Annotated in this window: 24 protein-coding genes; 10 read left to right on the top strand and 14 right to left on the bottom strand. The window is 61.4% G+C overall.

Going from position 1 to position 24896, the window contains the following annotated elements; all coding sequences use genetic code 11:
- Positions 1 to 39 precede the first annotated feature (39 nt).
- Positions 40 to 384, top strand: coding sequence for a helix-turn-helix transcriptional regulator (locus GN300_RS08865; RefSeq protein WP_063315505.1), 345 nt, complete (start codon positions 40 to 42; stop codon positions 382 to 384).
- On the top strand, positions 384 to 1055 hold the full coding sequence (locus GN300_RS08860; protein ID WP_218959823.1) for a cation transporter: 672 nt from the start codon (positions 384 to 386) through the stop codon (positions 1053 to 1055). The genes GN300_RS08865 and GN300_RS08860 overlap by 1 nt, the downstream gene beginning before the upstream one ends.
- Positions 1056 to 1109: 54 nt before the next feature.
- On the opposite strand, the gene GN300_RS08855 is transcribed toward GN300_RS08860, so the two are convergent.
- Positions 1110 to 1262 (bottom strand): hypothetical protein, encoded by a 153-nt coding sequence (locus GN300_RS08855; RefSeq protein ID WP_063315506.1) that lies wholly within the window; start codon positions 1260 to 1262, stop codon positions 1110 to 1112.
- Between the two features lie 275 nt (positions 1263 to 1537).
- Here GN300_RS08855 and GN300_RS08850 point away from each other — a divergent pair, with 275 nt between their 5' ends.
- Positions 1538 to 1954 (top strand): hypothetical protein, encoded by a 417-nt coding sequence (locus GN300_RS08850; RefSeq protein WP_003943077.1) that lies wholly within the window; start codon positions 1538 to 1540, stop codon positions 1952 to 1954.
- A gap of 95 nt (positions 1955 to 2049) precedes the next feature.
- On the opposite strand, the gene GN300_RS08845 is transcribed toward GN300_RS08850, so the two are convergent.
- The gene (locus GN300_RS08845; RefSeq protein WP_003943015.1) at positions 2050 to 2262 is read right to left on the bottom strand and encodes a hypothetical protein; all 213 of its coding nucleotides are present in this window, start codon (positions 2260 to 2262) and stop codon (positions 2050 to 2052) included.
- A 258-nt stretch (positions 2263 to 2520) separates the two neighbouring features.
- On the opposite strand from GN300_RS08845, the gene GN300_RS08840 reads away from it, so the two are divergent.
- From GN300_RS08840 to GN300_RS08830, 3 genes are read left to right on the top strand one after another with little or no spacing between them, the layout of a single operon-like run.
- Entirely contained in the window at positions 2521 to 3180 is a 660-nt protein-coding gene (locus tag GN300_RS08840) for a GAP family protein (protein ID WP_007730384.1), read from the top strand.
- A 15-nt stretch (positions 3181 to 3195) separates the two neighbouring features.
- The gene (locus GN300_RS08835) at positions 3196 to 3909 is read left to right on the top strand and encodes a GAP family protein (RefSeq protein WP_042451601.1); all 714 of its coding nucleotides are present in this window, start codon (positions 3196 to 3198) and stop codon (positions 3907 to 3909) included.
- Positions 3906 to 5606: a SulP family inorganic anion transporter gene (locus GN300_RS08830; protein WP_063315507.1), complete on the top strand. Its 1701-nt coding sequence runs from the start codon at positions 3906 to 3908 to the stop codon at positions 5604 to 5606. Before GN300_RS08835 ends, GN300_RS08830 begins: the two co-directional genes overlap by 4 nt.
- Here the strand turns inward: GN300_RS08830 and GN300_RS08825 are convergent.
- From GN300_RS08825 to GN300_RS08805, 5 genes are all read right to left on the bottom strand, one after another.
- The gene (locus GN300_RS08825) at positions 5598 to 6419 is read right to left on the bottom strand and encodes a hypothetical protein (protein WP_003942972.1); all 822 of its coding nucleotides are present in this window, start codon (positions 6417 to 6419) and stop codon (positions 5598 to 5600) included. The two genes, GN300_RS08830 and GN300_RS08825, sit on opposite strands and share 9 nt — an antisense overlap.
- A 14-nt stretch (positions 6420 to 6433) precedes the next feature.
- The gene (locus GN300_RS08820) at positions 6434 to 9133 is read right to left on the bottom strand and encodes a LuxR C-terminal-related transcriptional regulator (protein ID WP_063315508.1); all 2700 of its coding nucleotides are present in this window, start codon (positions 9131 to 9133) and stop codon (positions 6434 to 6436) included.
- Between the two features lie 175 nt (positions 9134 to 9308).
- Positions 9309 to 10271: an asparaginase gene (locus GN300_RS08815; protein ID WP_063315509.1), complete on the bottom strand. Its 963-nt coding sequence runs from the start codon at positions 10269 to 10271 to the stop codon at positions 9309 to 9311.
- Between the two features lie 15 nt (positions 10272 to 10286).
- Complete coding sequence (locus GN300_RS08810; protein WP_063315510.1) at positions 10287 to 11732, bottom strand: amino acid permease; 1446 nt, start codon at positions 11730 to 11732, stop codon at positions 10287 to 10289.
- Positions 11732 to 13171, bottom strand: coding sequence for an aspartate ammonia-lyase (locus tag GN300_RS08805; protein WP_058038379.1), 1440 nt, complete (start codon positions 13169 to 13171; stop codon positions 11732 to 11734). Before GN300_RS08805 ends, GN300_RS08810 begins: the two co-directional genes overlap by 1 nt.
- 216 nt (positions 13172 to 13387) lie before the next feature.
- On the opposite strand from GN300_RS08805, the gene GN300_RS08800 reads away from it, so the two are divergent.
- On the top strand, positions 13388 to 14098 hold the full coding sequence (locus GN300_RS08800) for a FadR/GntR family transcriptional regulator (RefSeq protein ID WP_047272293.1): 711 nt from the start codon (positions 13388 to 13390) through the stop codon (positions 14096 to 14098).
- Between the two features lie 50 nt (positions 14099 to 14148).
- Complete coding sequence (locus GN300_RS08795; protein WP_233405600.1) at positions 14149 to 14856, top strand: ankyrin repeat domain-containing protein; 708 nt, start codon at positions 14149 to 14151, stop codon at positions 14854 to 14856.
- On the opposite strand, the gene GN300_RS08790 is transcribed toward GN300_RS08795, so the two are convergent.
- Positions 14841 to 15857, bottom strand: coding sequence for a helix-turn-helix domain-containing protein (locus GN300_RS08790; protein ID WP_233405599.1), 1017 nt, complete (start codon positions 15855 to 15857; stop codon positions 14841 to 14843). The two genes, GN300_RS08795 and GN300_RS08790, sit on opposite strands and share 16 nt — an antisense overlap.
- Positions 15858 to 15956: 99 nt before the next feature.
- Here GN300_RS08790 and GN300_RS08785 point away from each other — a divergent pair, with 99 nt between their 5' ends.
- On the top strand, positions 15957 to 16763 hold the full coding sequence (locus tag GN300_RS08785) for an alpha/beta fold hydrolase (protein WP_063315511.1): 807 nt from the start codon (positions 15957 to 15959) through the stop codon (positions 16761 to 16763).
- Between the two features lie 30 nt (positions 16764 to 16793).
- On the opposite strand, the gene GN300_RS08780 is transcribed toward GN300_RS08785, so the two are convergent.
- The 4 genes from GN300_RS08780 to GN300_RS08765 all read right to left on the bottom strand — a co-directional run bounded on the left by GN300_RS08780 (position 16794) and on the right by GN300_RS08765 (position 21438).
- Positions 16794 to 17984 (bottom strand): lipid-transfer protein, encoded by a 1191-nt coding sequence (locus GN300_RS08780; RefSeq protein WP_030536146.1) that lies wholly within the window; start codon positions 17982 to 17984, stop codon positions 16794 to 16796.
- A complete protein-coding gene (locus GN300_RS08775) occupies positions 17981 to 18457 on the bottom strand; it encodes a Zn-ribbon domain-containing OB-fold protein (RefSeq protein ID WP_019745839.1) in 477 nt (158 codons plus the stop codon). Before GN300_RS08775 ends, GN300_RS08780 begins: the two co-directional genes overlap by 4 nt.
- A gap of 212 nt (positions 18458 to 18669) precedes the next feature.
- Positions 18670 to 20397, bottom strand: coding sequence for an FAD-dependent oxidoreductase (locus GN300_RS08770; protein ID WP_003943176.1), 1728 nt, complete (start codon positions 20395 to 20397; stop codon positions 18670 to 18672).
- A gap of 33 nt (positions 20398 to 20430) precedes the next feature.
- Positions 20431 to 21438, bottom strand: coding sequence for a diiron oxygenase (locus tag GN300_RS08765; protein ID WP_003943163.1), 1008 nt, complete (start codon positions 21436 to 21438; stop codon positions 20431 to 20433).
- Positions 21439 to 21715: 277 nt separating this feature from the next.
- On the opposite strand from GN300_RS08765, the gene GN300_RS08760 reads away from it, so the two are divergent.
- A complete protein-coding gene (locus GN300_RS08760) occupies positions 21716 to 22558 on the top strand; it encodes an SDR family oxidoreductase (RefSeq protein WP_374229149.1) in 843 nt (280 codons plus the stop codon).
- Between the two features lie 96 nt (positions 22559 to 22654).
- Here GN300_RS08760 and GN300_RS08755 read toward each other — a convergent pair whose 3' ends face one another.
- Together GN300_RS08755 and GN300_RS08750 are read right to left on the bottom strand one after the other, a co-directional pair.
- Positions 22655 to 23893, bottom strand: a complete 1239-nt coding sequence (locus tag GN300_RS08755) for an HNH endonuclease signature motif containing protein (RefSeq protein WP_063316009.1) — start codon at positions 23891 to 23893, stop codon at positions 22655 to 22657.
- A gap of 457 nt (positions 23894 to 24350) precedes the next feature.
- Positions 24351 to 24470 carry an LPXTG cell wall anchor domain-containing protein gene (locus tag GN300_RS08750; RefSeq protein ID WP_117435002.1) on the bottom strand — a complete coding sequence of 40 codons (120 nt, stop codon included), beginning with the start codon at positions 24468 to 24470 and terminating at the stop codon, positions 24351 to 24353.
- Positions 24471 to 24896: the final 426 nt, after the last annotated feature.

Raw genomic sequence — 24896 nt, 5'->3', positions numbered from 1 at the left:
TCGTTTTCTGAATCCAGTTTTCGATGTACTGTCGCACGTATGGATATCGCGGGCGTAGATGTGGTGACCAACGTGGCGGTGCTTGCGAGGTTCGGGCATGCACTGTCCGACGAGACTCGGACACGGATACTGCTCGAACTGAAGACCGCGCCCCGGTATCCGTCCGACCTCGCTGAAACACTGGCTGTGACCAGGCAGAAGCTGTCCAATCATCTGGCTTGCCTGCGCGGTTGCGGCTTGGTGGTGGCCGTCCCGGAAGGGCGCCGGACCAGATACGAACTCGCCGATGTACATATCGGTCGGGCCCTCGACGACCTGCTCGGGGTCGTACTCGCGGTGGATCCGTCGTACTGCCCGGACAGCGAATCAGAGGGGTGCTGCTGATGGTTGCGCCCGTTGACGGTGTCGGGCTCTCGACTGACCGGCGTGCGCTCTTGTCGAGAAGAATTCGCATCTTCGTGGCGATCACGATCAGCTACAACGTCGTCGAAGCGATCATCGCGCTGGCGGAGGGCACACGGGTGTCGTCCGCAGCACTGTTCGGTTTCGGCCTCGATTCGGTGATCGAAGTGTCCTCGGCGGCAGCGGTTGCCTGGCAGTTCTCGGCGCCGGATCCGACGAGCCGTGAGAAGACGGCACTGCGAGTGATCGCATTCTCGTTCTTCGGGCTCGCTGCGTATGTCTCGTTCGACGCGATTCGGTCGCTGTTCGGTCTGGGGGAAGCTCGGCACACGAGCGTCGGAATACTCTTGGCTGCGGTGAGTTTGGCGATCATGCCGGCCCTGTCCTATGCGCAACGCCGAGCCGGTCGGGAGTTGGGTTCGCTGTCGGCGGTCGCGGATTCGAAGCAGACGCTGCTCTGCACTTACCTCTCTGCTGTCTTGTTGGTCGGTTTGCTGCTCAACTCGCTGCTCGGCTGGTCGTGGGCGGATCCGATTGCTGCACTGGTCATCGCCGTCATCGCGGTGAAGGAAGGCATCAACGCGTGGAAGGGTGATCCGTGCTGCCCGGTTGTGGCTGTGCCCGAGAGCGGTGACGAGTGCGACTGCTGCTGAGTGAACACAGGTTTTGTCGAGTGAGCACCCCCTGCGGTGCGTCAGAGCGGGTGTTCACTCGATGAAAGGCGTGCCGACTTCTGCGCGGCCCTTGACGTGCGCGGCGCGTTGCTCGAGAAGGCGCCGCAGATACGGGCCGACAGCCAACCTCAGTGCCAGGTGTCCGAGCACTCCGAAGGGGGCCGTAACCGTGAAGCGGTCATGCATCCGCGTCCACCCACCCGGCTGAACGTCGAAGACGTGCCGGAGAGCGATGACGAGTGCGACTACTGCTGAGTGGGCACAGGTTCAGCTGAGTGAACACCCCCACAAGTACGCCACAGCCTGTGTTCAGTCGAGGAAAAGGGTGTCAGGCCTGGTTTGCGATCCCGGCAAACGGGTACGGGTCGGTGACCTGCGGTTCATCCGCGACGGGTGATGTTTTCGCCTTCCAGCCCCTCGAGACTGAGTAAGGGAAGTGCATTCTGTCGAAAGGAACGCTGATGACTGCTCCACCGCGGGAACCCGCGAATCACCCTGTCCGGCAGGGTTTCGCGGTAGGTACGACGTTTGCAGCAGCAATTCTGCTGCTCACCGCAGGCATTGTCGCTCTGCTTCAGGGCATCGCGGCCGTTGCCGACAACAATCTGTTTGTCGTGGGTATCAACTACACGTACAAGTTTGACATCACGACGTGGGGTTGGATCCACATCATCTTGGGCATCATCGGGATCGTGGTGGCCCTCGGCCTCTTCACCGGTGCAGTGTGGGCCAGGGCGGCGGCAATCGTCATTGCGTCGCTCTCGATCATCGCCAACTTCTTGTGGATGCCGTATTACCCACTGTGGTCGATCCTGGTCATCGCGCTCGATGTCGTTGTGATCTGGGCGGTCGCGACCTGGGACAGGGACAGAGTCTAGGCACCGAACAACCCGAGAGCAGTTGGTCCCGACCGAGTCGACTCGGTCGGGACCATCGCTCGTGCGTGGGACATTTCGACAGTGTGTGGCTCGGATCAGTCTGGGAGTCGACGCATTTCGGCGACGGTCAGGCCGAGGGAATCGAGACGGGCCATGATGCTCCGCATAGCCGTGTGGTCCGCGACGGGTCCGTACAAACTGGTGAACCCGCCGGCCGCACTGGCGACACTGAGTTCAGGAAATGCGGCCTTGACGCGGTCCGACACTTCGCCGTCGATGAGGAATTGATACCGAGTGGGAGCATTCATCAGTATCCGCTCCATTTCGTAGGGCCATGAGGTTCGAGAAGGCGCCGCTCCGAGCCTCGAAATCGCATGTCGTCAAGTGCAATCGGCGTCGCTGCCCGATCCAGGACTCCGCATCCGTGGGATCCAGTCTTACTCGCGTACGCGCTCGGGGCGTCATCCCCTACGGGTGAATGTCGTCGCGGGCCCGTTCATCCCTTTTGTGTGAGGCTCCGCAGAGTCGCCACCCCTAGTGTCGACCGGGAGAGAGAAGAGGTCGGCATGGGATCTGTCATCGGGGATCTGTTACCCCTCGCGGTCGGCGTTGCGGTATCGCCGATCCCGATCATCGCGGCAATCTTGATGTTGTTGTCCAAGCGTGCCGGCAGCACGAGCGTCGGGTTCGCGCTGGGCTGGATACTGGGAATCGTCGTCGCCACCGTGATCTTCGTGCTTCTGTCCAGCAAGCTCGGTGACTCCGAAGGTGATCCGTCAGCGACAGTGTCGTGGATCAAGCTGGCGTTGGGTGTATTGCTTCTTGCGTTCGGAGTCAAGCAATGGCGCGGACGCGGAGGCGAGCACGAAACCCCGAAGTGGATGCACGCCATCGATGACATGACCGCTGTCAAAGGCCTCGGCTTGGGCTTCGCTCTGGCTGCGATCAATCCGAAGAATCTGATGATGTGTATCGCGGCCGGAATCTCGATCGGATCCGCGTCATTGGGCTCCGGAGAAGTTGTTGTCGCCATTCTGGTTTTCACGATCATCGCGGCCTGCACAGTGTGCGTGCCCGTGATCGGCTACCTCGTTGCCGCGGAGCGACTGCGTGGTCCGCTGGCCAAGCTGAAGGTGTGGTTGCAGGAAAACAACGCCACGGTGATGAGTGTGTTGATCCTGGTTATCGGTGTTGTTCTCATCGGCAAGGGCATCGGCGGTCTCTGACAACTGGAGGTAGTTATGGGATCGCTGCTACTGCAACAGATCCCGCTGGCGCTCGGGATCATCATGAGCCCGCTGGCGGTTGTCGCCGTTGTGGCCGTACTGTTTTCCGAACGAGCGCGTATCAACAGCATTGCGTACCTGATCGGGTGGTATCTCGGAATAGTTGTCGCGCTGGCCGGTTCGTACGTCATCTTGACCGCACTCCAGGTTCATCAGCGCACACACCCTCCGCTGTGGGTGCCCATCATCCATCTCGTTCTCGGGGCAACTCTGCTGGCGGGTGCCTGGTTCGTCTACTCACGCAGTCGTCGCGGGGTTCAGGCGATGGCGGCTGCAGTTGCCCCTGGCGACGTTGTGGCTGCGGCCCCTCAGCTGCCGAAGATGCTGCAATCGGTTGAGCACTTCCAACCAATGCGATCCGGTGTGCTCGGTTTCGCGCTGTTCGTTCTCAACCCCATCGACATGTCGTGTGCCATCGCAGCAGCGATGAACCTTCGTCTCAGCACCGTGGCACCGACGTCGCAGATCGTCTCGGCCGTGATCTTCTCGTTGGTGTCCGTGACCTCGGTCGCGGTACCTGTTGCCCTCCTGCTGATCAAGAAGGACGAGGCAACCGAACCGCTGCTGAAGATCCGCACCTGGATAGCCACCAACACGCACTTGCTGAACGTCGGGCTCCTCGTCCTGATCGCGGCGATGCAGATCAGTAAAGGGGTGCAAGGACTATGAGTGCTCCGCACACGCGGACCTGGTGGGTCTTCGGATCGTTGTCCGACTATCAACGCGCTTGGCTTCGCCCCGACATCATTGCGGGCCTTACGGTGTGGGCTGTCCTTGTTCCGGAAGCGCTCGCGTACGCCACCATCGCCGGAGTTCCGCCGGTGGTCGGGCTTTATGCTGCGGTTCCGTCATTGATTCTGTATGCAGCAGCCGGCAGTTCGCGCCATCTGATCGTCGGGCCGATGTCGGCGACCGCAGCGTTGTCCGCGGCGATGATCGCGCCATTGGCTTCAGGAAACGACGGCCGATTCATCGCGCTGTCGGCGGCATTGGCGATCGTGACCGGGCTCGTCGGATTGCTCGCAGGATTCATGCGCCTCGGATTCATCGCGTCCTTCATCTCCGAGCCGGTTCTCAAGGGATTCATCGTCGGTCTGGCGCTCACGATCATCATCGGTCAAGTACCCAAACTCCTGGGCGTGGACAAGGGGGAGGGAAACTTCTTCGTCCAGACGTGGACAGTGGTGAAGGAACTGGGTGAGGTCGACCTACCGACCGTGATCATCGGATTGCTCAGCCTGGCAATGGTCCTGGGCGTCAAGCGATCGCTTCCGCTCGTACCGGGTTCGCTCCTCGTCGTGCTGCTGGGCATTACCGCAGTAGCGTTGTTCGGCCTCGACGATCGTGGCATCGACATTGTCGGACACATCGACGCGGGCCTGCCGTCGATGGGTCTGCCGAGTGGTGTGGGAGCCGAGGACTACCTCGACCTTCTCGGACCGGCGGTCGGCGTTCTGCTCATCGGTTTCGCCGAAGGTCTTGGCGCTGCAAAGACATACGCGGCCAAAGCCGGCTACACCATCGACGCCAATCGTGAACTGGCAGGACTGGGTGCGGCCAATCTCGGATCGGGTCTCTGCTCGGGAATGGTGGTCAACGGCAGCCTGTCGAAGACCGCCGTCAACGGAGGAGCGGGCGCCAAATCTCAGGTCAGCGGACTGGTGGTCGCGGCGCTGACGCTGGTGACACTGCTGTTTCTCACCGGCCTGTTCGAGAAGTTGCCAGAGGCGACGCTCTCGGCTGTGGTCATCGCAGCAGTGATCGAACTGGTCGATTTCTCCTCCCTCGCAGCGCTGTACCGGGTGTGGACGAAGAGGTTGGGCAGTATCTACGGGCACGCTGCCCGGGCCGATTTCGCGGCGGCGATCGCGGCGATGTTCGGGGTTCTCCTCTTCGACACGTTGCCCGGTCTGATCATCGGAATCGCCGTCTCGATGTTGCTGCTCCTGTATCGGGTCTCCAAACCGCACGTGGCCGCTCTGGCCAAGGACGGCACGCGCTGGGTCGACATCAGTGGGCATCCTGATCTGAAGACACTCGACGGCGTCGTAGTGGTCAGGGTCGAAGCGGGGATGTTCTTCGCCAATGCCGATCACGTGCGTGATCAGATCACCGGTCTGGTGACCGCCGGCACCACCATGGTCGTTCTCGACGCCGAGACGTCACCGTTCATCGACGTCAGCGCTGCGCAGATGTTGGCTCAGCTTCGAGATTCGTTGGCACGCAGGAATGTGAGCTTCCGAGTGGCACGCGACATCGGGCAGTTCCGCGACGTTCTGTCCGGTGCCGACCAGGGCGCGCTGAAGGTCGACGTCTATCCGACCGTCTCGCAAGCGCTTGCAGGTCGAGACAACACCTCAGCGTGATGTCCGTAGCCAGATTCCCAGGGGACCGGAATCTTTGGCCACTGATCCGACGATCGACGACGCGACAACCACGATGGCCGAGAAGATGAACAGCCAGCCGATGACGGTGAACATCACGCCCAGAAGACCGAACTCGTCCTGCGACGTCTTTGTCATTCGGGGGAGGAAAAGAGTGCCGGCCACGTGCAGTCCGGTCAGGCCCGTCGCGGTGAGCAATCCCGACCCGACGCACATTCGAGTGGTCATGCGATTGGCCGTCAGCAGCATGGGCACGGCTGTCCACACGAGTGCCCACACGACGTAGACCGCTGTGAATTCCAGGACTCTGCCTACTCCCGGAACACCATTCAGTTCACGGCACAGGGCCGCACCGACCACCGACGCGGCCACGACGCACACTACCGCGAACCACCGCCACGCCTGACGGAGTGTCGCCGTCGGCACGCTCCAGATCCGTCCGTACATCCGGCCGAGAGCGCGAGCGTAGGAGGTGGAACTGATCAGCAGCATGAGCAAGCCGACAATCCCGAACGCTGCCGCGGTAGAGGTACTGGTCAATACGGTGTCGGGGAGTTGGACGCCGAGGTCGTCTTTGGCGGCATCAGCCAACGGCTTCAGCTTCTCCAAGGTCGACGCTGCAATCATGACCGGGAGCAATGACGTAAAGGCCTGGGCCGCCAAAGTCATGGCGCTGTCCACGAGCCCGACTTCGAAGACCCCGATGGTTGCATCAGTCGCCAACCGTCGACTGGGTGTACGTCTCGCCCACACGGTCAATCGATCGCGCGTATCGGAATACAGCTTCGGGGGCATGGAAGCAGTCTTGCTCAGATGAGTCCGCCGCGTCGCGCAGCCTTGAGCGCGTCGCGTCGGTTGCTCACTTCCAACTTGCGATAGATCCCGCGAAGATGCGTCTTGATGGTGTTGACGGAAAGGAACAGCGTGTCGGCAATGGACTCGGTGGTGTCTCCGGAAGCCAGTTCACGGAGCACGGTGTATTCGCCTGGCGTGAGGATCGGTGCACTCACCAATTCTTGTGGGCGAATGCGGCTACGTACCTGTTCGGCAAATGCTTCCTGATCGCCGAAATGTCCACTGAACTCGTCGAACACCGGCCGCAGGGATGCGCCGTAGTCGAGGAAGGGGCGTAGCAGGCTACCGGCTTCCGCGGCGCGCAGCGCTTTGTGGAGGGAGCGAAACGACTTGCGCTCGTGACCTGTTGCAGCATGGATCCCGGCTTCGAGTGTCCAGGCGTAGACGTGATGTGCGAGCAACGGGATTTCGGAGGACCCGAGAGCTTCGGAAACTTCGACGAGTGCTTCCGCGAACTTGTTGGACGAGAAGGCGACGGCACCCCGTGCGAGATGTATCTCCGACGTTTCTCCGAATTGATCGGCTGCGTCACGCACGAGTCTCGCTGCCCATTCCACTTCGCCGACGGAAAGGCATGCGTGGACGACGGGTGGTAGAAGAGCCAAGGTCGCGAACGCGAAGGTACGTAATTCGATCGCGCTGAGCATCGCGTCGCGAACATCGGCGGCGGTCGAGCGTCGGTCGGTCGAGCTGTCGAGACTGTGAAGGCCGAAGGTTACGACGGAGTGCCACCCGAACACCGGCGCGCTGGCGCCGAGAACGTCTGTGCTCCGGTAGTTTCCGATTGTCGGGATGCGGTACGGGAGTTCGCTCGAAGCGCAGAGATATGTGGCAAAGGCGGCCACCGACGCGGACAACTCGTACTCCGCAGTCGTCGTGATGCGATGTTCGACCGCGTAGTCGAGAGCGTAGACGGAGTGAGCCCTCATCGCCCCGATGTCTCCGCTGAGAGAAGCTACGTAGCCCAGTCCGGTCAGCGACTTCAAGACGAATCGCGCCCTGCCCCGTATTGTCCCGAGTGCGACGGCTTGAGTGTATTCGACAGTCGCCCTGTCGAACTCACGTCGCAGTAAGTGTGCCGTCGCCAATTCCATGTGTGCGTAGGCTTCGATGTCGGAGTGGGTGCTTTTCTGACGCCGCTCCAGACGTGCCGCCAGCGGCTCGTTGTCGGAAGTCGCCGTAACGCAGGAGATTTCCAGGCTCATCGCCAGGAACAATGGATCTTCTGCAATCGGTGGATGAGTTGCCTCGAGAAGATCGAGGCAGGTGGTCGCCGAGGTCACGTCACCGGAGTGGAGGGCGGCCGCCGCCAGCACCAGTCGGGTGATCGGGGATTCCGAGACCTGCGTCGACACGGATTCCAGGACTCGCACGACGTCCCCGCAGTGCCCGTCGAGTACGAGGCCCAGCCCGCAGCGTTCGAGAAACGCGAGAATGCGGCATGGGTCTCCGATCGACACCTCGAGTTCGAGTGCCTCGAGTTCGAAGTGATTGCTTTCGAACCAGCTTGCTGCTCGCAGGTGTACGCGGTTTCTCTCGACGTGATCGACGCGACGGAACTCTGCCCGAAGGTGCTCGCGCAAGAGAGGGTGATAGCTGAACCACGTTGTGTGGTCGGCGGAATCGGTACGGGTCACGGGGAAGTTGAACTGAATCAGCGAGTCGATCTCGGATCGAGCGTTCGAGTCCGTCAGAGTTTCCGCCAGTTGGGCGGAGAAAGAATCGACTACCGATGTTCGCAACATGAACGAGGTGACATGTTCGGGCAAGGACGTCAGTACCTCGTCGACGAGAAAGTCGGCGATCGGGCGGGGTGTGTGCGTGAACTCGTCCAGTGCATCGCCGATGTCACTGCGGCCGGCCAGAAACGCGGCGGTCAGGCGAACGACGGCGCCCCACCCCTTGGTGAAGTTCTCGACGATTGCGAGTTCGTCGTCGCGCAGCGTGATGTCGTACTCGCCGAATATCGCGGTGATCTCGGAGCGATCGAAAGCGAGATCGGTGGATGCAAAGCGGGTGAGTCGGCCGTCGAGAGCCAGACGATGCCACGTGAGCGGTGGTTCGTAGCGGGCGGCAACGATAATCGACAGGTTGCCCGGGGTCTGTGTGAGTATCCGATCGAGGAGACCGATCGACATCGGATCGTGGAGGGTGTGAACGTCGTCGAGGATCAACGTTGTTCGGCGCTCGTGCGTTTCGAGGGTTTCCGCAAAGTGCGCGAGCCACTGCTCGACGGGCGGCCTGGATCCGGTCTGCACGGGGAGCCTCTGGCCGGCCGCATCGACGGAGGACGCGATCGCCTCGGCGAGGGATTCACACAGTATCGACACGTTGTTGTCGCGCTCGGCCAACGTCAGCCAGGCCAGCGCAACATCAGGGGAGGCTCGGGAATATTCGCGAGCCCAATCGGCCAGAAGTAGGGTCTTCCCCGCACCGGCCGGAGCCGAGAGCAACCCGACAGGCCCGGGGCCTGAGCCTTTGGTGGCAGTGGATGCGGTGAGTTTGCGGTGCAGGCGCGGACGCGCGACCAGTCCTTTCACGGCAGTTGGCGGGTGAAAACGACCGTTGAGTGCGGCGCCTGGCACGTGCGCTTGCCCGACGCGGTGAGACGCGTCGAGCGTTACTGCAGCGGCATCACGAAATGGGCTGCTCATCCGACTCCTGTTCGACTGGCTGCACTGGACGTGACCGCTGGATCGAAATTTTGAACGAGTTAGATGATGTGAAACTACCCAATTCGGACACCTAATAAGCGTCCAAGTCGAATATTCGGACCAAAGTCCCTGATTTAGCGGAGTGAATTTCGAACAATGAAGGGTGTCGCCAGTTCTACCGCCCGAACGGCGGGGTGCGAGCAAACCTCGAATAGCGGTCGAATACCTTTTCCAGGCCCACGAGATCCGGATCTGACAACAAGGCTGCCAGAAGTACACGTGCCTGCCCGGCTCGAAGATCGGTGGAAAATACAGCGCCTGCGGCGATCAAGTCGTGCCCGCCACCACCGCCACCGTAAACCGGGGAGATTGGCCCCGAGGGCACCCGAGTTGTCACGGCTACCGGAATGTGAGCGCCTACGCAGTCTCGTACGGCCTCGACTATCGTCGGATTGGCATTTCCCGAACCGAGTCCGTCGAGAACAAGTCCCTGCGCCCCGGCGTGCACGCAGGCGTCGATCTGTACGCGGTCTGCCCCGGGATACACGGCGATGATGTCGACGCGGGTGTCCGAAATCGGATGCCACGGCAATGGTTCGGGAGTACGCAGCAGGAGCGGATCGATGTGCACGCGGCGGAAGGCATCGAGTGCCGTCGTATCGGACTTTCGCGTACCTGCGGCTGGATGGACCGAACCGCCGAAGGCGATAAGGACACCACGCCCGTGTGACGAGATGTCCAGTCCGGCTGAGATCGCCGCGGCGAGATTCGAACGAGCGTCGGATTCGGGATGGTCGAAAGTGCGCTGCGCGCCGGTGAAGACCACCGGGCGTTGGTCGTCGTGGTGCAGGTCCAACAAGAACGCAGTTTCCTCCATCGTGTCGGTGCCGTGAAGCACGACCACCGAGTCGAGTCCGGGATCTTTCAATTGATCGGCTACGGCGTCGCGAACACGATCCATGTCCGCGAAGGTCATGCTCGAGCTGTCCTTCGACATCACGTCGACGACTCGAAGCTCGATGTCGGCCTGCTCGTTGCCGACCAGATCTGCACCGGTGATTGCGGGCCGGCTGATTCCATGCGCATCCCGGGTGCTGGCGATGGTGCCACCGGTAGTGACAACTGCGACTTTCGACACTGTGGTCCTTTCACGTCAAGCTGCGGGGTGGTGGATGGCCAACTCGCGAATACGATTCCTGGCGGCGTACCAACCAATCATCAAGAGCGGTGCGATGATCGCGATGGATCCGACGGTCCACGTTCCAACGGGGTTGTCGAATGCCATCAACACGATAACGACCGCAAGAAAGACCAGTGTCGCGATCCCGGTGTACGGTGCGCCGAATATGCGGAAGGAAGGGCGAGTGACTTTGCCTTGTTTCGCAAGTTGCCAGAGCCTCAACTGGCACAGCACAATTACCGCCCATGCACTGATGATGCCCAGTGCCGCAAGATTGAGGACTATTTCGAAGGCCTGCGCTGGGACAACAGCATTGAGCCCGACGCCGAACAGGATGACCACGCCGGTGAGTGCGATTCCCCCGTACGGCACTCCGGATTTGTTCATTCTGGCAGCGAAGGCAGGCGCCGAACCGGCCGCCGCCATCGAATGGAGTATTCGTCCGGTCGAATACAATCCGGCATTGAGGGAAGACAACGCCGCCGTGAGAACGACCAGATTCATGATCGCATCTGCGCCTTGGATGTTGATCGAACCGAAGAATGTGACGAATGGACTTTCACCGGCGTGGTATTCGGTGTAGGGGAGCAACAGCGAGAGCAGCAGGACCGACCCCACGTAGAAGACGAGGATCCGAATGATCACTGTGTTGATCGCCTTGGGTATCACCTTCCGGGGATTTTCGGTCTCTCCAGCCGTGGTCCCCACGAGTTCAATTGAAGCGTAAGCGAACACGACGCCCTGAATCACCACGACTGCCGGCAGTATTCCGTTGGGGAACAGCCCACCGTTGTCGGCGATCAGGCTGAATCCGGAGGAATGCCCTTCGATGGGCGTGCCGAAGAGTACGAAATAGACACCGAACCCGAGGAATGCGGTCAAGGCCACGACCTTGATCAACGCGAACCAGAACTCCAACTCTCCGAAGACTTTCACGGACACGAGATTCAGTCCGAGAACCAGCAACACCGCGATCAGAGCGAACATCCACTGATCGATGTGTCCCAGTGGCGCCCAGTACTTTTTGAAGAAGTTCATGTACAACGCCACAGCCGTGACGTCGACCACGGCAGTCATTGCCCAGTTCATCCAGTACAACCAGCCCGCAGCGAAAGCCATCTTTTCGCCGAAGAATTCGCGTGCGTAGGAAACGAAGGATCCGGAAGTCGGTCGGTGCATCACCAGTTCGCCGAGCGCCCTCAGGATCAGGAACGCGAAGAATCCGCACAGCGCGTACACGAGAACCAAGGCCGGGCCCGCCTGTTGTAGTCGCCCTCCCGCCCCCATGAAAAGGCCGGTTCCGATCGCGCCACCGATCGCGATCATCTGAATTTGTCTGGGGCCGAGCGCCTTCTGATATCCGAGATCCTCCTCAGTGGCAACTTCGGCGCGGCCTGTCTCTTCCCGTTCGACGGTCATCAAACCTCCTCCGCAACAGCGGTGGCATGAGGCTTCTCGCCCGAAACGCGGAGATTGGCGAGATGTTCGGGGCTGAGCAACCGATCGAGTTCCTCGCGGTCGAGCAGGCCGGCTTCGATTACGAGATCGGCGACGCGACGCCCGGAAATCAACGCCTCCTGGGCGATCCGAGTGGACGCGGTATATCCGATGTAGGGGTTGAGCGCGGTGACGAGGCCGATGGAGTCTTCGACTCGGGCGCGCAGCAGTTCAGTGTTAGCCGTGATGCCGAGTACGCACCGGTCCGCCAAAATGCGGCAAGCCGCACCGAGGTGTCGCATTCCTTCGGACAGTGAGTGCACGATGATCGGCTCGAAAGCGTTGAGTTGGAGCTGACCGGATTCCGCAGCCATCGTGATCGTCACGTCGTTGCCGATGACTTCGTACGCGACCTGATTGAGGACTTCGGGAATGACAGGGTTGACCTTGCCCGGCATGATCGACGAACCTGCCTGCACCGGTGGAAGATTGATCTCGTTCAATCCCGCTCGCGGGCCCGAAGAGAGCAGTCGGAGATCGTTGCACACCTTGGACAACTTCACAGCGACCCGCTTGAGGACGCCGGAGAGGTGGACGAACTGGCCCACGTCTTGGGTCGCTTCGACCAGATCCGTTGCCAACACCAGCGGCAGTCCGGTCAGTGCGCCCAGGTCGGAACAGGCCACCTCGGCGTAGCCGGCGGGTGCGTTGAGGCCAGTGCCGATAGCAGTCGCGCCGAGGTTGATCTCGTGAACGAGAAGAGCGGCCTCAGCCAGACGCGCCCGATCCTCCTCGATCATGACCGCGTAGGTCCCGAACTCCTGACCCAGAGTCATCGGCACGGCGTCCTGCAGTTGGGTGCGTCCCATCTTCACTGTGTCGGCGAACTGAAGAGATTTGGTCGTGAATGCGTTCTGGAGTGTAAGAAGTGCATCCAGCAGGTCATCGATCGCGAAGATCGTCGAGATATTCACGGCCGTGGGGTAGACGTCGTTGGTCGATTGGCTCAGGTTCACGTGTTCATTGGGGTGAAGCCGTTCGTAGTCGCCGCGCTGGTGGCCGAGGATTTCCAACGCGCGATTGGCGATGACCTCGTTCGCATTCATGTTCGTCGACGTGCCGGCGCCACCCTGGATGACGTCCACCACGAACTGTTCGTGCCACCGCCCGTCCACGATCTCCTTGCATGCCTGTGAGATGGCCTCCGCGCGCGGGCGGTCGAGGATGCCCAGCTTTTCGTTTGCGCTGGCTGCGGCCCACTTGACGTAAGCGATGCCGCGGATCAGATGCGGGTTCGTGGAGATTGTTCGACCAGTGATCGGGAAGTTCTCCATTGCGCGCAAGGTGTGGATACCCCAGTACGAATCGGCTGGAACCTCGCGATCGCCGAGCAGATCGTGTTCTGTTCGCGTTTCGAGCACTTGATCAATTCCTCGTGTCTCTTCGCGCAAGCATCACTCTGCGCGGTGGGTGTATTTCGGGATCGCAGCGCTGACGGTCGAGTTATAGTCCCGCCCAGCTATCGGGCTATCAGGCTGTCTGACAGGTGTAATTGTTACCTCGCTCACTCCGGCACGTCAACCCTTCATCAGGTGCGATGTTTGACGCGGGTCTTCGGCAGTCGCAACAATGACGGCATGAACCTGTCAGACAGCTGGGCCACCAGGCGACCCGTCGCCTCGCGGGTGAGTGCTGCCGAGGCGGTTCTCGCCGACCTCCGTGCCGCAATAACCTCCGGCGAACTGGCAGTCGGAGAGCGTCTCCCGTCCGAGGCGTCCCTGGCCGAAAGACACGGGGTCAGTCGATCGGTCATCCGTGAAGCCCTGCGCTCGTGCCATGCCCTCGGGCTCACCGAGACGAAATCCGGGCTCGGCACCTTCGTCGTCAGCGATTCGATAGCGCGAGACCTCGACTTCGGCAGCTACGCGGCCAACGAGTTGGTCGAAGCGCGGCCGCATGTCGAAATTCCGGCCGCAGGATGGGCTGCCCAACGGCACACAGGGGAGGAGCTGACGGCCCTCCGCGGACTGGTCCAGCAGATGCGTGACGAGGATGATCCGCTCGTATGGGTCGCACTCGATGCGCAGTTCCACGGACTGATCGCGAAAGCCAGTAGGAATCGGGTCTTCGAGTCGGTAATCGTCGATATTCGTGAAGCGTTGACAAGGCAGTCCGAGACACTCAATCTTGTTGCCGGTCGCCAGGAAAGGTCGAACGAGGAACACGAACGAATAGTCGAAGGAATCGCATCCGGCAGTTACGACCACGCCTCCAGAGCGATGGCCGAACATCTGGACGCCGTCAGGATGACGCTTGAAACTCTTGTCCAAGAAAGTAATCCGCTGTGACGGCGCTTCCGGGTAGGTCTGTCCTCGTCTGCGTTATCCTCGCGGTATCAGTGACCGGGGCGTTGGCCGGCTGCAGTTCGTCCGACACCGCGGTGACGTCGACGATCGCCGCGTCAGCGACGACAGCGGCAGCTGTATCGATTACGGGCGTTAAGCCGCCATCGACGCCGGAATCCGAACGGGCACTCTTCGATGCGGTGGACCGCAATGATCCGGCAGCGATCACCGCGGCCCTGGCTTCGGGCGCGAACATCGAAGCTCGCGGCGAGGGCGAACGGACTCCACTCGTCGAGGCCACCAAGAACGACGCTGTCGCTGCGGCTTCTACGTTGATTCTTGCCGGAGCAGACGTGAACGCGAAGGATTCCATGCAGGATTCGGCCTTCCTGTATTCCGGAGCCGAGGGTTTGAACGAGATTCTGGCGCTCACGCTCGCCCACGGCGCGGACGTCGACAGCGTGAACCGTTACGGCGGTACGGCGCTGATTCCCGCGAGTGAACACGCGCATGTCGAGAGCGTCCGGATGCTGATCGCTGCCGGGGTTCCGGTCAATCACGTCAACGATCCCGGGTGGACGGCGCTACTCGAAGCCGTTGTGTACGGCGATGGTTCGGCGCGCTACATCGACGTGATCACTCAGCTTCTCGACGCGGGGGCAGATCCCTCGATCCGGGATGCATCGGGGAAGACCGCGTTGGACAATGCCGAAAGTCGTGGTCAGTCAGACGTTGTGGAGCTGCTTCAATCGCGGAGCTGACGCCAACGAGTCGGGCTCAGCCCGTAGGTCTGTCGAAAGCGTCGGCTGAAGTGTCCGGCGTCGACAAACCCCGCCCGGTGCGCAACGGTCGCGATCGGCAGGTCGACGGTAGCGGGTCGAGCCAGTTCGTCCCGAGCCTTCTGCAGGCGCTGGGTGATGATCCACTGTTCGAGCCGGAATTCGTTGTCCGAGCAGATCTTGTACAGCTGTCGCAGTGAGATGTTGCGGGCTTGAGCAATTCGTGCGGGATTCAGTGTCGGATCGTGAAGGTGTTCACGGATGTATCGACGGATCGAAGTCATGGCTAGGGCCGATCTCGGAGCGGGTGCGTCAGGATTCGCATGTGCGATCGAAGCGACCAAAGCACGCGCGAGTTCGATCGAGGCCTCGCCCAATTGTTCGGCGGCAGGATCGGTCTCCAACAGAGCGGCGCTGCGGAACAATTCACGAACGTGCGCGATCATCACGGGGTACAGATTGCTGTGATGAGGCCGGGTAGCTGCGTCCCGCACGGTGTCGATCGGCAGTCCCAGCCGATCCATCGGAACGTAGAGGCACTGGGAAGCGCCCGTTCCCGGCCAGGAGAAATCGTAGGTCGACGTCAGGTCCGTCATCAACAGCTCACCGGCGGGCACTCTGCGTTGTTCGTCGTGCTGATCTAGATGGCCGATCCCGATCTCCTGCAGGGCAATCGCAAGGACGGGCATCGACGCGGACCGGACGTGACGTGGTGTTCGGGTCAACCGCATACCGGTCGACTCGGAGCGGAACAGTGATGCTGCACCGAGGTTCCACACGTTCATTCTCGCGCTCACCCGTTCCGGGTTCTCCAAGTGGATTGCACACGGGACCGAGGCACGACCCATCGCGTCGACAAAGGCGTCCGCGCGTTGGTCAGGCTCCAACACGGAAGTATCCAGGAGCAAAGCCATGCAGCCCTGATACCCCGCGATGCGGACGCTCAACCAGAAGTTGTGCAGTGTGAGCTCAAAAGTCTGCACGGACAGTCACGTCCGTCGCAGCAGGTATTTCTAGGATCGAAACGGGCGTGTCCCGGCCTACCGCAGTTTCTCGCTTTTCGACGAGAGTGAAGGAAACGCATGAAGATCTCACGTGTATTCACCGCAGTTCTGGCGTTACTCATGACAGTCGCGGCTGGAGTGATCTTCGGCTCCGGCGCTGCGGTGGCGAGCCCCAAGCCAACCGTCGTTCTCGTCCACGGCGCTTTTGCCGACGCGACCAGTTGGGACGGCGTTGCCGCCGACCTACGTTCGCGTGGCTATCGCGTCGTGGGGCCGGACAATCCTCTACGCGGGCCCGCTTACGACGCGTCCGTGATCGAGAAGACGGTTGCGGACATCGACGGACCTGTCGTGCTCGTCGGACACTCTTACGGCGGCGCGGTGATCACCAATGTTCACGACCCGAAGGTGCAGTCGTTGGTGTACATCGCGGCGTTTGCTCCGGTTCAGGGTGAGCCGGTGCAGATCACGATCGATCCCATCAGGTTTCCTGGCAGCCAATTGCTTCCTCCGGCTCTGGGATTGAAGATCGTCGACGATCCTCACGCGATCGGCGGGAAGAACGTCGACGGCTACGTCACGGACGAGTATTTCCATTCCGTCTTCGCTCAGGATGTTTCCGACGAGACAGCGGCAACGATGTTGGCGCATCAGAAGTCTGCGGCTTTGTGGGCGAACCTCGAGCTCGGCGGGCCACCGTCGTGGGCGAACACACCGAGCTGGTATCTGGTTGCCGGTGAGGATCGCGTGATCCCCGCATCGGCGCAGCGATTCATGGCAAACCGGATGGGCGCGAACACCAGCGAACTCCCGACCTCGCACGCATCGCTGGTCTCACAGCCAGGGGCAGTGGCAGACGTGATCGTGGCGGCCGCTCACGGGTGAGTGTGCGACCGCCACGAAAGTGGAACAGGGTCAGGCGGAAACGATTACCGAGGAGCCGTGTCCGAACAGACCTTGGTTGGCGGTGATACCGATGCGGGCGCCTTCGACCTGACGGCCTTCGGCCTGTCCACGAAGCTGCCAAGTGAGCTCGCACACCTGCGCAAGTGCCTGTGCGGGAACGGCTTCGCCGAAGCACGCGAGACCGCCGGACGGATTGACCGGGATGCGGCCTCCGATACTGGTGTCACCCGCACGCAGGAGGTGCTCGGCCTCGCCCCGCTTGCAGAGGGCAAGGTCTTCGATCCAGTCCAGTTCCACGGAGGTAGCGAGGTCGTAGACTTCGGCGACGTCGACGTCCTCGGGAGAGATCCCGGCCTCTTCGTATGCGGCGTAGCCGATGGATTCCTTGAACGTGCGCTCCGGAGCGGGAACGGCGGAGCTGGAATCGGTGGAGAAGTTCGGCATGTCCATGATCGTCTGGGGGAACGTCGGCGTGACCGTCGAAATAGCCTTGATGCGAACAGGTTCCGCGATGCCCATCTTGCGGGCGTATTCCATCGACGTCAGCAAGATTGCGGCGCCGCCGTCGGACGTCGCGCAGATGTCGAGCAGGTGAAGGGGATTGGACACCACGGGGGAGGCCAACACGTTCTCGACGGTGACTTCCTTGCGGTAGCGCGCATTCGGATTGCTCAGCCCGTGCCTGGCGTTCTTGACCTTCACGTTGGCGAAATCCTCCGCGGTGGCGCCGTAGAGGTCGATGCGACGACGCGCGTTGAGCGCGAAGTACGCCGGGTTGGTCATACCCATGAGGCGGAAGCGCAGCCAGTCCGGGTCGTCCCAACGCTCACCGGCGACGGGAGCGAGGAAGCCCTTCGGCGTGGTGTCGGCGCCGACGACCAGGGCAACTTCGCTGAGGCCGGCCAGGATTCGTGCGCGAGCGGTGTCGAGTGCCTGGGCTCCCGTCGCACACGCTGCATACGACGTGGCGACGCGAGCGCCGTTCCAGCCGAGTGCCTGCGCGAAGGTGGCTCCGGCGACGTATCCGCCGTACCCGTTGCGGACGGTCTCGCCGCCGACGATGAAGTCGACGTCCTGCCAATTCACACCCGAATCGGCGAGCGCGGCGCGAGCGGCGGCAACGCCGTATTTCACGAACGACTGCCCCCACTTGCCCCAGGGGTGCATACCGACACCGAGTACTGCGACGTCCTTGCTCATGACTGCGACTCCTGATCAGCTGCGGCGACAGGCTTCCATCGCCACGTCGTACGTACTCCGGTTTCGTCGGTGTACAGCGGCTCGACAACCAATTCGACGGTATTGCCGACCTTGAGATCGTCGACGCCGAATCCGTCGGCCACCTGGCCGAGGATGACGATGCCCTCGGGCAGTTCGACTGCTGCGAGAGCAAAAGGCTCGTACGGATCCGAGCGCGGGATGTATGGCGGCGGGGGCTGGTATTGCGCGTCGGTGTACGACCAGACAGTGCCGCGGCGGGAGAGTTCCACGTCGTCGAACTCCTCGCTGAAGCAGCTCGGGTTCTTGCAGAACGTCGCCTCACGAGGGAAGGAAATGGTGCCGCAGGATTGGCACTTCGTGCCGATCAGAGCAGGTTCGTCGCCGGTGGTGAACCAACCCTCTACTGCAGGTGTCACACTCCCGTTCGGCGCCGGCGTTGCAGTCTCGCTCATGCAATCCTCATCTGGTTGGCGAGCGTGATCCGGGGGATCGTGGGCCCGCTGTGCCGCTTACTGGAACAGGTTGCAGTATTACACGATTTCGGCTGCTGACGGGCAAAAATTTTCGCTGAGTGGGACGCTGCCGGAACGCAGACGGCCCCGCCGGGCAGACGAGTCTGCAGGCGGGGCCGTGTGCGTGAAAGTAGCTGTTTACCTGTAGCGGATCAGCGAACGCGTACAGGTCGACCGAATCGACGCGTCGGTTTCACCCGGGCCGCAGCGTCGAGGATGGAGGTGATCTCGACCTGATCCAGAACCTTTTCGCGGGCACGATCGTGCGCAGCGCCGCGTTCCAGTTCCGCCTTGTCGATGGCATGCCAGCCCTCGCGGTCGACGACGTCGGACTGTCGCGCCCGGACCAGACGATCGACTGCGGAGTCGTCTGCGACCGGGTTGGTCAGGCGTCCGTCGTTGAAGTCGTCGACGAGCATCCTGATCGTTTCCTGCGCGCAGGACTTGTTGGTGCCGATGAACCCACTCGGTCCGCGTTTGATCCAACCGGTCGCGTAGACCCCGGTGGCGGGATCACCGTTCGGAGCTTCGAGGACTCGGCCGTTCTCGTTCGGAATGACCGACGCACGCTCGTCGAACGGGACGCCGGGGATGGGCACTCCGCGGTAGCCGATCGAGGTGAGGACCAAGCCGGTATCGATGGTCTCGGTATCGCCGGTTGCTTCGATCTGCACGGTTCCGTTGGCGTCGACAAGAGCGTTGCGAGCGAACTCGATTCCGCTGACCTGATCGTCGCCGGTGATCGAGGTCGGCGTGAGCAGGTAGCGCAACGTGATGCGCTTGTTGCCGACGTCGACGTGATCGCGGTTCTTCAGGGCTTCGAGGAGACGCAACTTCTGCTCGACGGCATGCGGGAGTTCGCCGCGTTTTGCCAGTTCTTCGGTGGCCGAGTCGAGAACCATGTCGTCGGGTCCGACAGAGAGTTCGATGTCCGGCAGTGCCATCAGGCCGGTGAACTCGGGGACCGTGAACGCGGACTGCGCGATTCCGCGTCGACCCACGATGACAACTTCTTCGACGCGACTCTTCCGCAGAGCGGCGAGTGCGTGAGCGGAGATGTCGGTACCGGCCAACTTCTCGGGATCGGCCGTCAGAATGCGAGCGACGTCGAGCGCGACATTTCCGTTTCCGATGATGACCGCGCGGCGATGTGAGAGGTCGAAGACGTCGTCGGCGTGATCGGGGTGGCCGTTGTACCAGGCTACGAAGTCGGTGGCCGAGGCCGTGCCAGGCAGATCAGCGCCCGGAATGCCGAGACCACGGTCGGACGAAGCGCCGACTGCGTAGAGCACCGCATGGTGATTTTCGAGCAGTTCGCTGTGCGAGATGTGCTTGCCGATCTCGACGTTGAGGTAGAACTCGAAACCCTTTTGTGCGGCGATCTTGTCGAACAAGCGAGTGACCTGCTTGGTCTTCTGATGGTCCGGAGCAACGCCGGCGCGAACCAAGCCGTAAGGCACAGGAAGGCGATCGAAGACGTTGACCTGCACGTCAGGCTGAGTCAGTAACTCGTCCGCGGCGTACATCGCCGACGGTCCGGAACCGACGATGGCAACGCGCAACGGCGGTCGGCCCTTGTCGACGTGGGCTGCCGGGATGACCTTGGCGAGAAGCGGCCTGGGTCGCTCTTCCTTGTAGAAGTCCGCATTGATGGACAGGAAGACTCGCTGCGGGTCGGTCAGCTTCGACTCGGGGACGATGGCGTCGACCGGGCAGGCCGAGACGCATGCGCCACAGTCGACGCAGGCCTGCGGATCGATGTGCAGCATCTCGGCGGTGAGGAAGTCCGGCTCGTCCGGCGTCGGATGGATGCAGTTGACCGGGCAGGCGTAGACGCACGAGGCGTCGCTGCAACAGGACTGCGTGACTACGTGTGGCATGGCGCTATGAGTCCGATCTCGACTGTCCGGGAGCTACGCGGCGGCGTTGTGCGAGCTGCGGTGAGGTTCGCTACGGAAGCGTGATGCGCGGCCGTCCATCTTGCAGGCCTTCCACACCAGGCGCGAGGCACGGTTCATCAGGCCGGTGTCGGTGGCCAGCATGCGGACGTCACCGAAGTAGTTGCGCAGGGTCTGGCGCGACTCGGGCAGATCCCAGAACAGGTCCTTCTTCACGGACTTCGGGATGTCGAACTGCTTCCAGAAGGACTTCGGCGGGATGACGATGGCGTCACAGAGAATGCGCATGACGATCGGGAACAGCAGCGAGAGGACGAACCGGTTCGGGCGTGACATCAGCGGGATGCGACGGCTCAGAAGCTTGTGCGCGAACGAGATGTGACGCGCTTCCTCGGCTACGTGGATGGCCATGACCGACTGCATGATCGGGTGGATCTGGCCGCCGGCGCGCAGGATGCTCTTCTGAATGTGGTCGATCGGCTCTTCACCGGCGAGGACACCGACGAAGAACAGTTCGGGGAACGGACCCGCAGCGAGGGGAATGAAGGGCGCAAGCATCTTCATCGGACGGCTCATCCCGGGAGCGTCGGCACCGATGCGGTTGACCATCTCCTGGAACATCATCGTGTGGTTGCACTCTTCGACCGACTCGTGCGTGCAGTAGCGCGCCTCGGCCGAATCGTTGGGCAGTGAGAAGACGTACTGCATCATGCCGCGGATCAGAATGTTCTCGAACTGGAGACCGACCTTCGCGACATTGGCCTGGCGCCACATGCCGATTTCGATCTGCCTGGCCTCGGACTGCGACTGGTACCACGGGTGTGCACCCAGCGGGTCAGTCTCGGCCGGGAGGATCCAGCGGCGATCGTTCGGGACGACGGCAAACTCGGGGGAGTCCCAGTCGATGTCGAGGTACGGGTCGAAGTGCTTGTGCACCGAGCCCTCGGACAGGAGTCGAAGCGTCTCGTTGTACGAGTCGTCGGATGCTTCTCCGCGCTTGTCGAGCGGCGATGTGAGCGTCATGGCGTCTCCTCTTCGTTTCGGTCACCGCTGGTATTTCTCGCGGTGTTCGGTGGAATCGAGGGCCGGTTGTGTGATCGCTGGCACTCGGTCTGGATTTAATGTAACCCGAGGTATCAGGAAAAGCTAGTGGCAGATACTCCTGAATCCCGACGAATTCTTGACACGGCCGAAACGGCGCCATAACTTACTTTTGAGTAATTTCCGCGGTGCGTCCGAAGTGGGCTGTTCAGGGACGGGTTCGCACCGAATCGCACGCGAAGATCGAACCGAGGCCGACGTGATCAGATCGATTCTCAGCAATCTTGCATTGAGACCGCCGACGCGTCTGCGCTCCCTTGTTCCGTCTCGCGGCGTCACGCTTTCCGACAAGACCATCGTCCTGACGGGAGCCTCGTCGGGGATCGGTGAGGCGACAGCTCATCTATTGGCTCGTCGGGGAGCCGAGATGATCCTGGTCGCGCGCTGTGAGGAAAACCTCGAACACGTACGGGACGAGATTCACCGCAGGGGAGGATGGGCACACATCGTGCCTGCGGACCTCTCCCGCGGTGAAGCCGTTGACGAACTCGCGGAGACGATCGCGGATCGATTCGGGTCGGTCGACATCCTCGTCAACAATGCGGGTCGCTCGATCCGGCGCACCGCGTTGGATTCGGTCGACCGATTCCACGACTACGAGCGCACCATGGCACTCAACTACTTCGGGCCGACAAGACTGACGTTGCGGCTACTGCCCGCGATGCTCGAGGCGAAGTCCGGACACATCATCAACGTCGGAACCTGGGGAGTCACTGCGGGCGTGATGCCCAGGTTCAGCGCCTATCACGCGTCGAAGTCTGCTCTCAGTGCATTCGGCCGAAGCCTCGGCGCGGAATGTCACGGCACCGGTGTCGATGTCACCACAGTGCAATTCCCACTCATACGAACACCGATGATCGCGCCGACGGCGGATTACGTGAGCCAGCCGGCGCTGACGGCCGATCAAGCTGCATCGTGGATCTTGAGGGCGATCAATACGCGTCCCGTCGAGCTGTATCCGCGGTACGCGGGGCTGTTACGAGCGATTGACGTTGTATCCCCTTCTGCCACTGACGCTCTCGTGCGAAGGGCCGGGATCTGAGGGGCTGGGATTTGAGGGGTTGGGATCTGACCAGAAACGTGCACCAGCACCGGGGCATGGTTCGTCCCCGGTGCTGATGTATTCGATTGTCGCGGTTCAGGCTGCTGTGGGTGGGCTGTTCCCGCCGATCGGCTGTTGATACGGATCGATCGACATGGGTGGATAGAACACCGTCTTTCGATCCGGGCCGATCTCGACACGCCACTCGGTGTGGTGCATCGTCCGGTGGTGATGACCGCACAACAAGATCAGGTTGTCGAGATCTGTTGGGCCACCATCGTTCCAGTGAACAATATGATGGGCATCGCACCACCCCGACGGAGTCCCGCACCCCGGAAACGCGCACCCGCCATCCCGGACGGCCAGTGCTCGCCTTTGCGGAACCGTCGCTGTTCTCGCTTCCTTGCCGCAGTCGAGCGGAACCCCGTTCTCATCCAACAAAATTCGCGTCACGGTGCAGTCGCACGCCAACATCCGCGCGGTATCGATACTGATGGGGCCCACCCAATCCGTCCACGCGAAACCCAGTTCCTGAGTCGACGGCAAGAGGTCTTTCAACGCTTGCAGGTCCGTCATGTCTTTCGCCGACGCAGTCACCGTGATGTGCGGTTTCACCCCGCCCTCGATCGGACCCAACCCCGCCCGCTCGTACCGCCGCAACAACTCGCAGAACCCGTCCGCCCGTCGTAGCGCCGGCGTACGGGTGTCCTTCACGCCGTCCTTCTCCGGCGTCGGCGCAGACAGGCTCGACAACAACGTGATCAACCGGGCCCCGTTGATCGCATCCAGATCCCCCTTCACAGTGACCCGCCCGTACAAACCTTTCGACGCGTAGAACTCGTTACGCTCCGAATCCTCACCCACCGGAACCCCGTCCTCACGCTTGCCGAACTGCTTCTCGATCCGCCGGATCGCCGCCCGCACTGCATCGCAATCCGCAATGTTCTTCGACGCCAACGACAACAAAATCCCGCGAGCCTTGTCCACATCCGCCAGGGTCATGTTCTTCGGCGGATGCTGACAAAACGACGCCACCTGCCGCGCCTTCAACGCATCCACGTCACCGCGATGAAACGCATCCGCGACAACAGGTTCGAGCATCAACAACCGCGCCAACCCGACCAGCAGACTGCACTCACCGATCTCCAGATTCGTCGAACCATGCAACCACTGCGCGATCGCCCGAAAACCCTTCCCGCCGAGAACTTCCCGGGAAAACATCTCCACGATCAACAACACCAACCGCGACTGCAACTCGTGCCGGACACGCACCAGAGCCAGAACCTCACCCTTGAGGCCCTCACCATCCAGCTGCCACGCATCCCGACTGTCCATGCCGAAAGCATAATCGAACAAAGTTTCGAACACAAGAGAATGTGGATCGAAAATTGCTGCTATCAAATCGATTTCGACATTTCGGACAGTCGGCTATAGGCGGGTCGCCGACGTAGTCCACGTGCGCCGACGAGTGCGAGCGCCACCATCAACCCGGAGCGCAACAGCATCACGTCGGAATTGTCTGAGCCCCAGCACATTGTGTAATCGGCGTCGATCATGTTGCCGCCTGTCCCCGGCAAGCGCATGGGTCCAGCCGAGCACCAGGCCCAGGAGTGTCATCGCCAGCGTGATGGGAACGAAGACCACCAGGACCCGCAAGAAATGCCCTCGAACAAGGCTGGTGGATTCGCGAAGATCGACGAGTAGTGGAAGCGCCGGACACGACGGACACCGATTTATTACTCATCGGTCTGGTGTCGAGTGCGCATCTGCAGTCCCGAGCCAAAACCAATCTTCAGCGCTTCCGGCGGCCGAACAATACGCCGACAGCCGAGATCATGATCAGCGCCACAAGAACGACGACGATGTGCGACCTGTCCGCGGCCGGTGCCACCGTTTCGCTTTCTTTGGTCACTGCATCAGTGAATGTACAGCTTATGCCTGGAGGGAACCATCCCCAGAAGTCTGTAATTCCTGCCGCTACCCTCTCCGCCCGGTCGGGAAGGAGATAATTGAATCGTGATGGGATTCCATAGTGATCAATGCACCAGCTGGGCTGATGTTGGAGGCGCAAAGAAAATGCGTCCAACAAATAGACCAAGGTTAGTGCGATCAGCGATATTGCTAAAGACGCTTGGCTTGCTCGTAATAATCGAATCTTCACGACTCGCCCGCAACAGTCACGTCATCATGAGGTGACGATGGTATTGGTTGCTGCGATCCACCGAATCCAGCCGTGCTCAAAATTGACCTGTCGACTTTGGGAGTCGCCGAGCTCTCCTGACATCGGTAGTTCAAATCGACCATCCTCGCAGCCCTGCCTCCCATAGTCAGCAAAGAT

Source organism: Rhodococcus sp. Ni2, from assembly GCF_021352185.1.
Lineage (GTDB): Bacteria > Actinomycetota > Actinomycetes > Mycobacteriales > Mycobacteriaceae > Rhodococcus_F > Rhodococcus_F qingshengii.
The sequence above is the reverse complement of the archived record's forward strand: the minus strand, read 5'-3'. Positions and strand labels throughout refer to the sequence as shown.

Excerpts from the sequence above, each read along its gene's own strand:
- GN300_RS08865 (WP_063315505.1), top strand. The coding sequence starts at position 40 with ATGGATATCGCGGGCGTAGATGTGGTGACCAACGTGGCGGTGCTTGCG.
- GN300_RS08860 (WP_218959823.1), top strand. The coding sequence starts at position 384 with ATGGTTGCGCCCGTTGACGGTGTCGGGCTCTCGACTGACCGGCGTGCG.
- GN300_RS08855 (WP_063315506.1), bottom strand. The coding sequence starts at position 1,262 with ATGCATGACCGCTTCACGGTTACGGCCCCCTTCGGAGTGCTCGGACAC.
- GN300_RS08850 (WP_003943077.1), top strand. The coding sequence starts at position 1,538 with ATGACTGCTCCACCGCGGGAACCCGCGAATCACCCTGTCCGGCAGGGT.
- GN300_RS08845 (WP_003943015.1), bottom strand. The coding sequence starts at position 2,262 with ATGAATGCTCCCACTCGGTATCAATTCCTCATCGACGGCGAAGTGTCG.
- GN300_RS08840 (WP_007730384.1), top strand. The coding sequence starts at position 2,521 with ATGGGATCTGTCATCGGGGATCTGTTACCCCTCGCGGTCGGCGTTGCG.
- GN300_RS08835 (WP_042451601.1), top strand. The coding sequence starts at position 3,196 with ATGGGATCGCTGCTACTGCAACAGATCCCGCTGGCGCTCGGGATCATC.
- GN300_RS08830 (WP_063315507.1), top strand. The coding sequence starts at position 3,906 with ATGAGTGCTCCGCACACGCGGACCTGGTGGGTCTTCGGATCGTTGTCC.
- GN300_RS08825 (WP_003942972.1), bottom strand. The coding sequence starts at position 6,419 with ATGCCCCCGAAGCTGTATTCCGATACGCGCGATCGATTGACCGTGTGG.
- GN300_RS08820 (WP_063315508.1), bottom strand. The coding sequence starts at position 9,133 with ATGAGCAGCCCATTTCGTGATGCCGCTGCAGTAACGCTCGACGCGTCT.
- GN300_RS08810 (WP_063315510.1), bottom strand. The coding sequence starts at position 11,732 with ATGACCGTCGAACGGGAAGAGACAGGCCGCGCCGAAGTTGCCACTGAG.
- GN300_RS08800 (WP_047272293.1), top strand. The coding sequence starts at position 13,388 with ATGAACCTGTCAGACAGCTGGGCCACCAGGCGACCCGTCGCCTCGCGG.
- GN300_RS08785 (WP_063315511.1), top strand. The coding sequence starts at position 15,957 with ATGAAGATCTCACGTGTATTCACCGCAGTTCTGGCGTTACTCATGACA.
- GN300_RS08780 (WP_030536146.1), bottom strand. The coding sequence starts at position 17,984 with ATGAGCAAGGACGTCGCAGTACTCGGTGTCGGTATGCACCCCTGGGGC.
- GN300_RS08775 (WP_019745839.1), bottom strand. The coding sequence starts at position 18,457 with ATGAGCGAGACTGCAACGCCGGCGCCGAACGGGAGTGTGACACCTGCA.
- GN300_RS08770 (WP_003943176.1), bottom strand. The coding sequence starts at position 20,397 with ATGCCACACGTAGTCACGCAGTCCTGTTGCAGCGACGCCTCGTGCGTC.
- GN300_RS08765 (WP_003943163.1), bottom strand. The coding sequence starts at position 21,438 with ATGACGCTCACATCGCCGCTCGACAAGCGCGGAGAAGCATCCGACGAC.
- GN300_RS08755 (WP_063316009.1), bottom strand. The coding sequence starts at position 23,893 with ATGGACAGTCGGGATGCGTGGCAGCTGGATGGTGAGGGCCTCAAGGGT.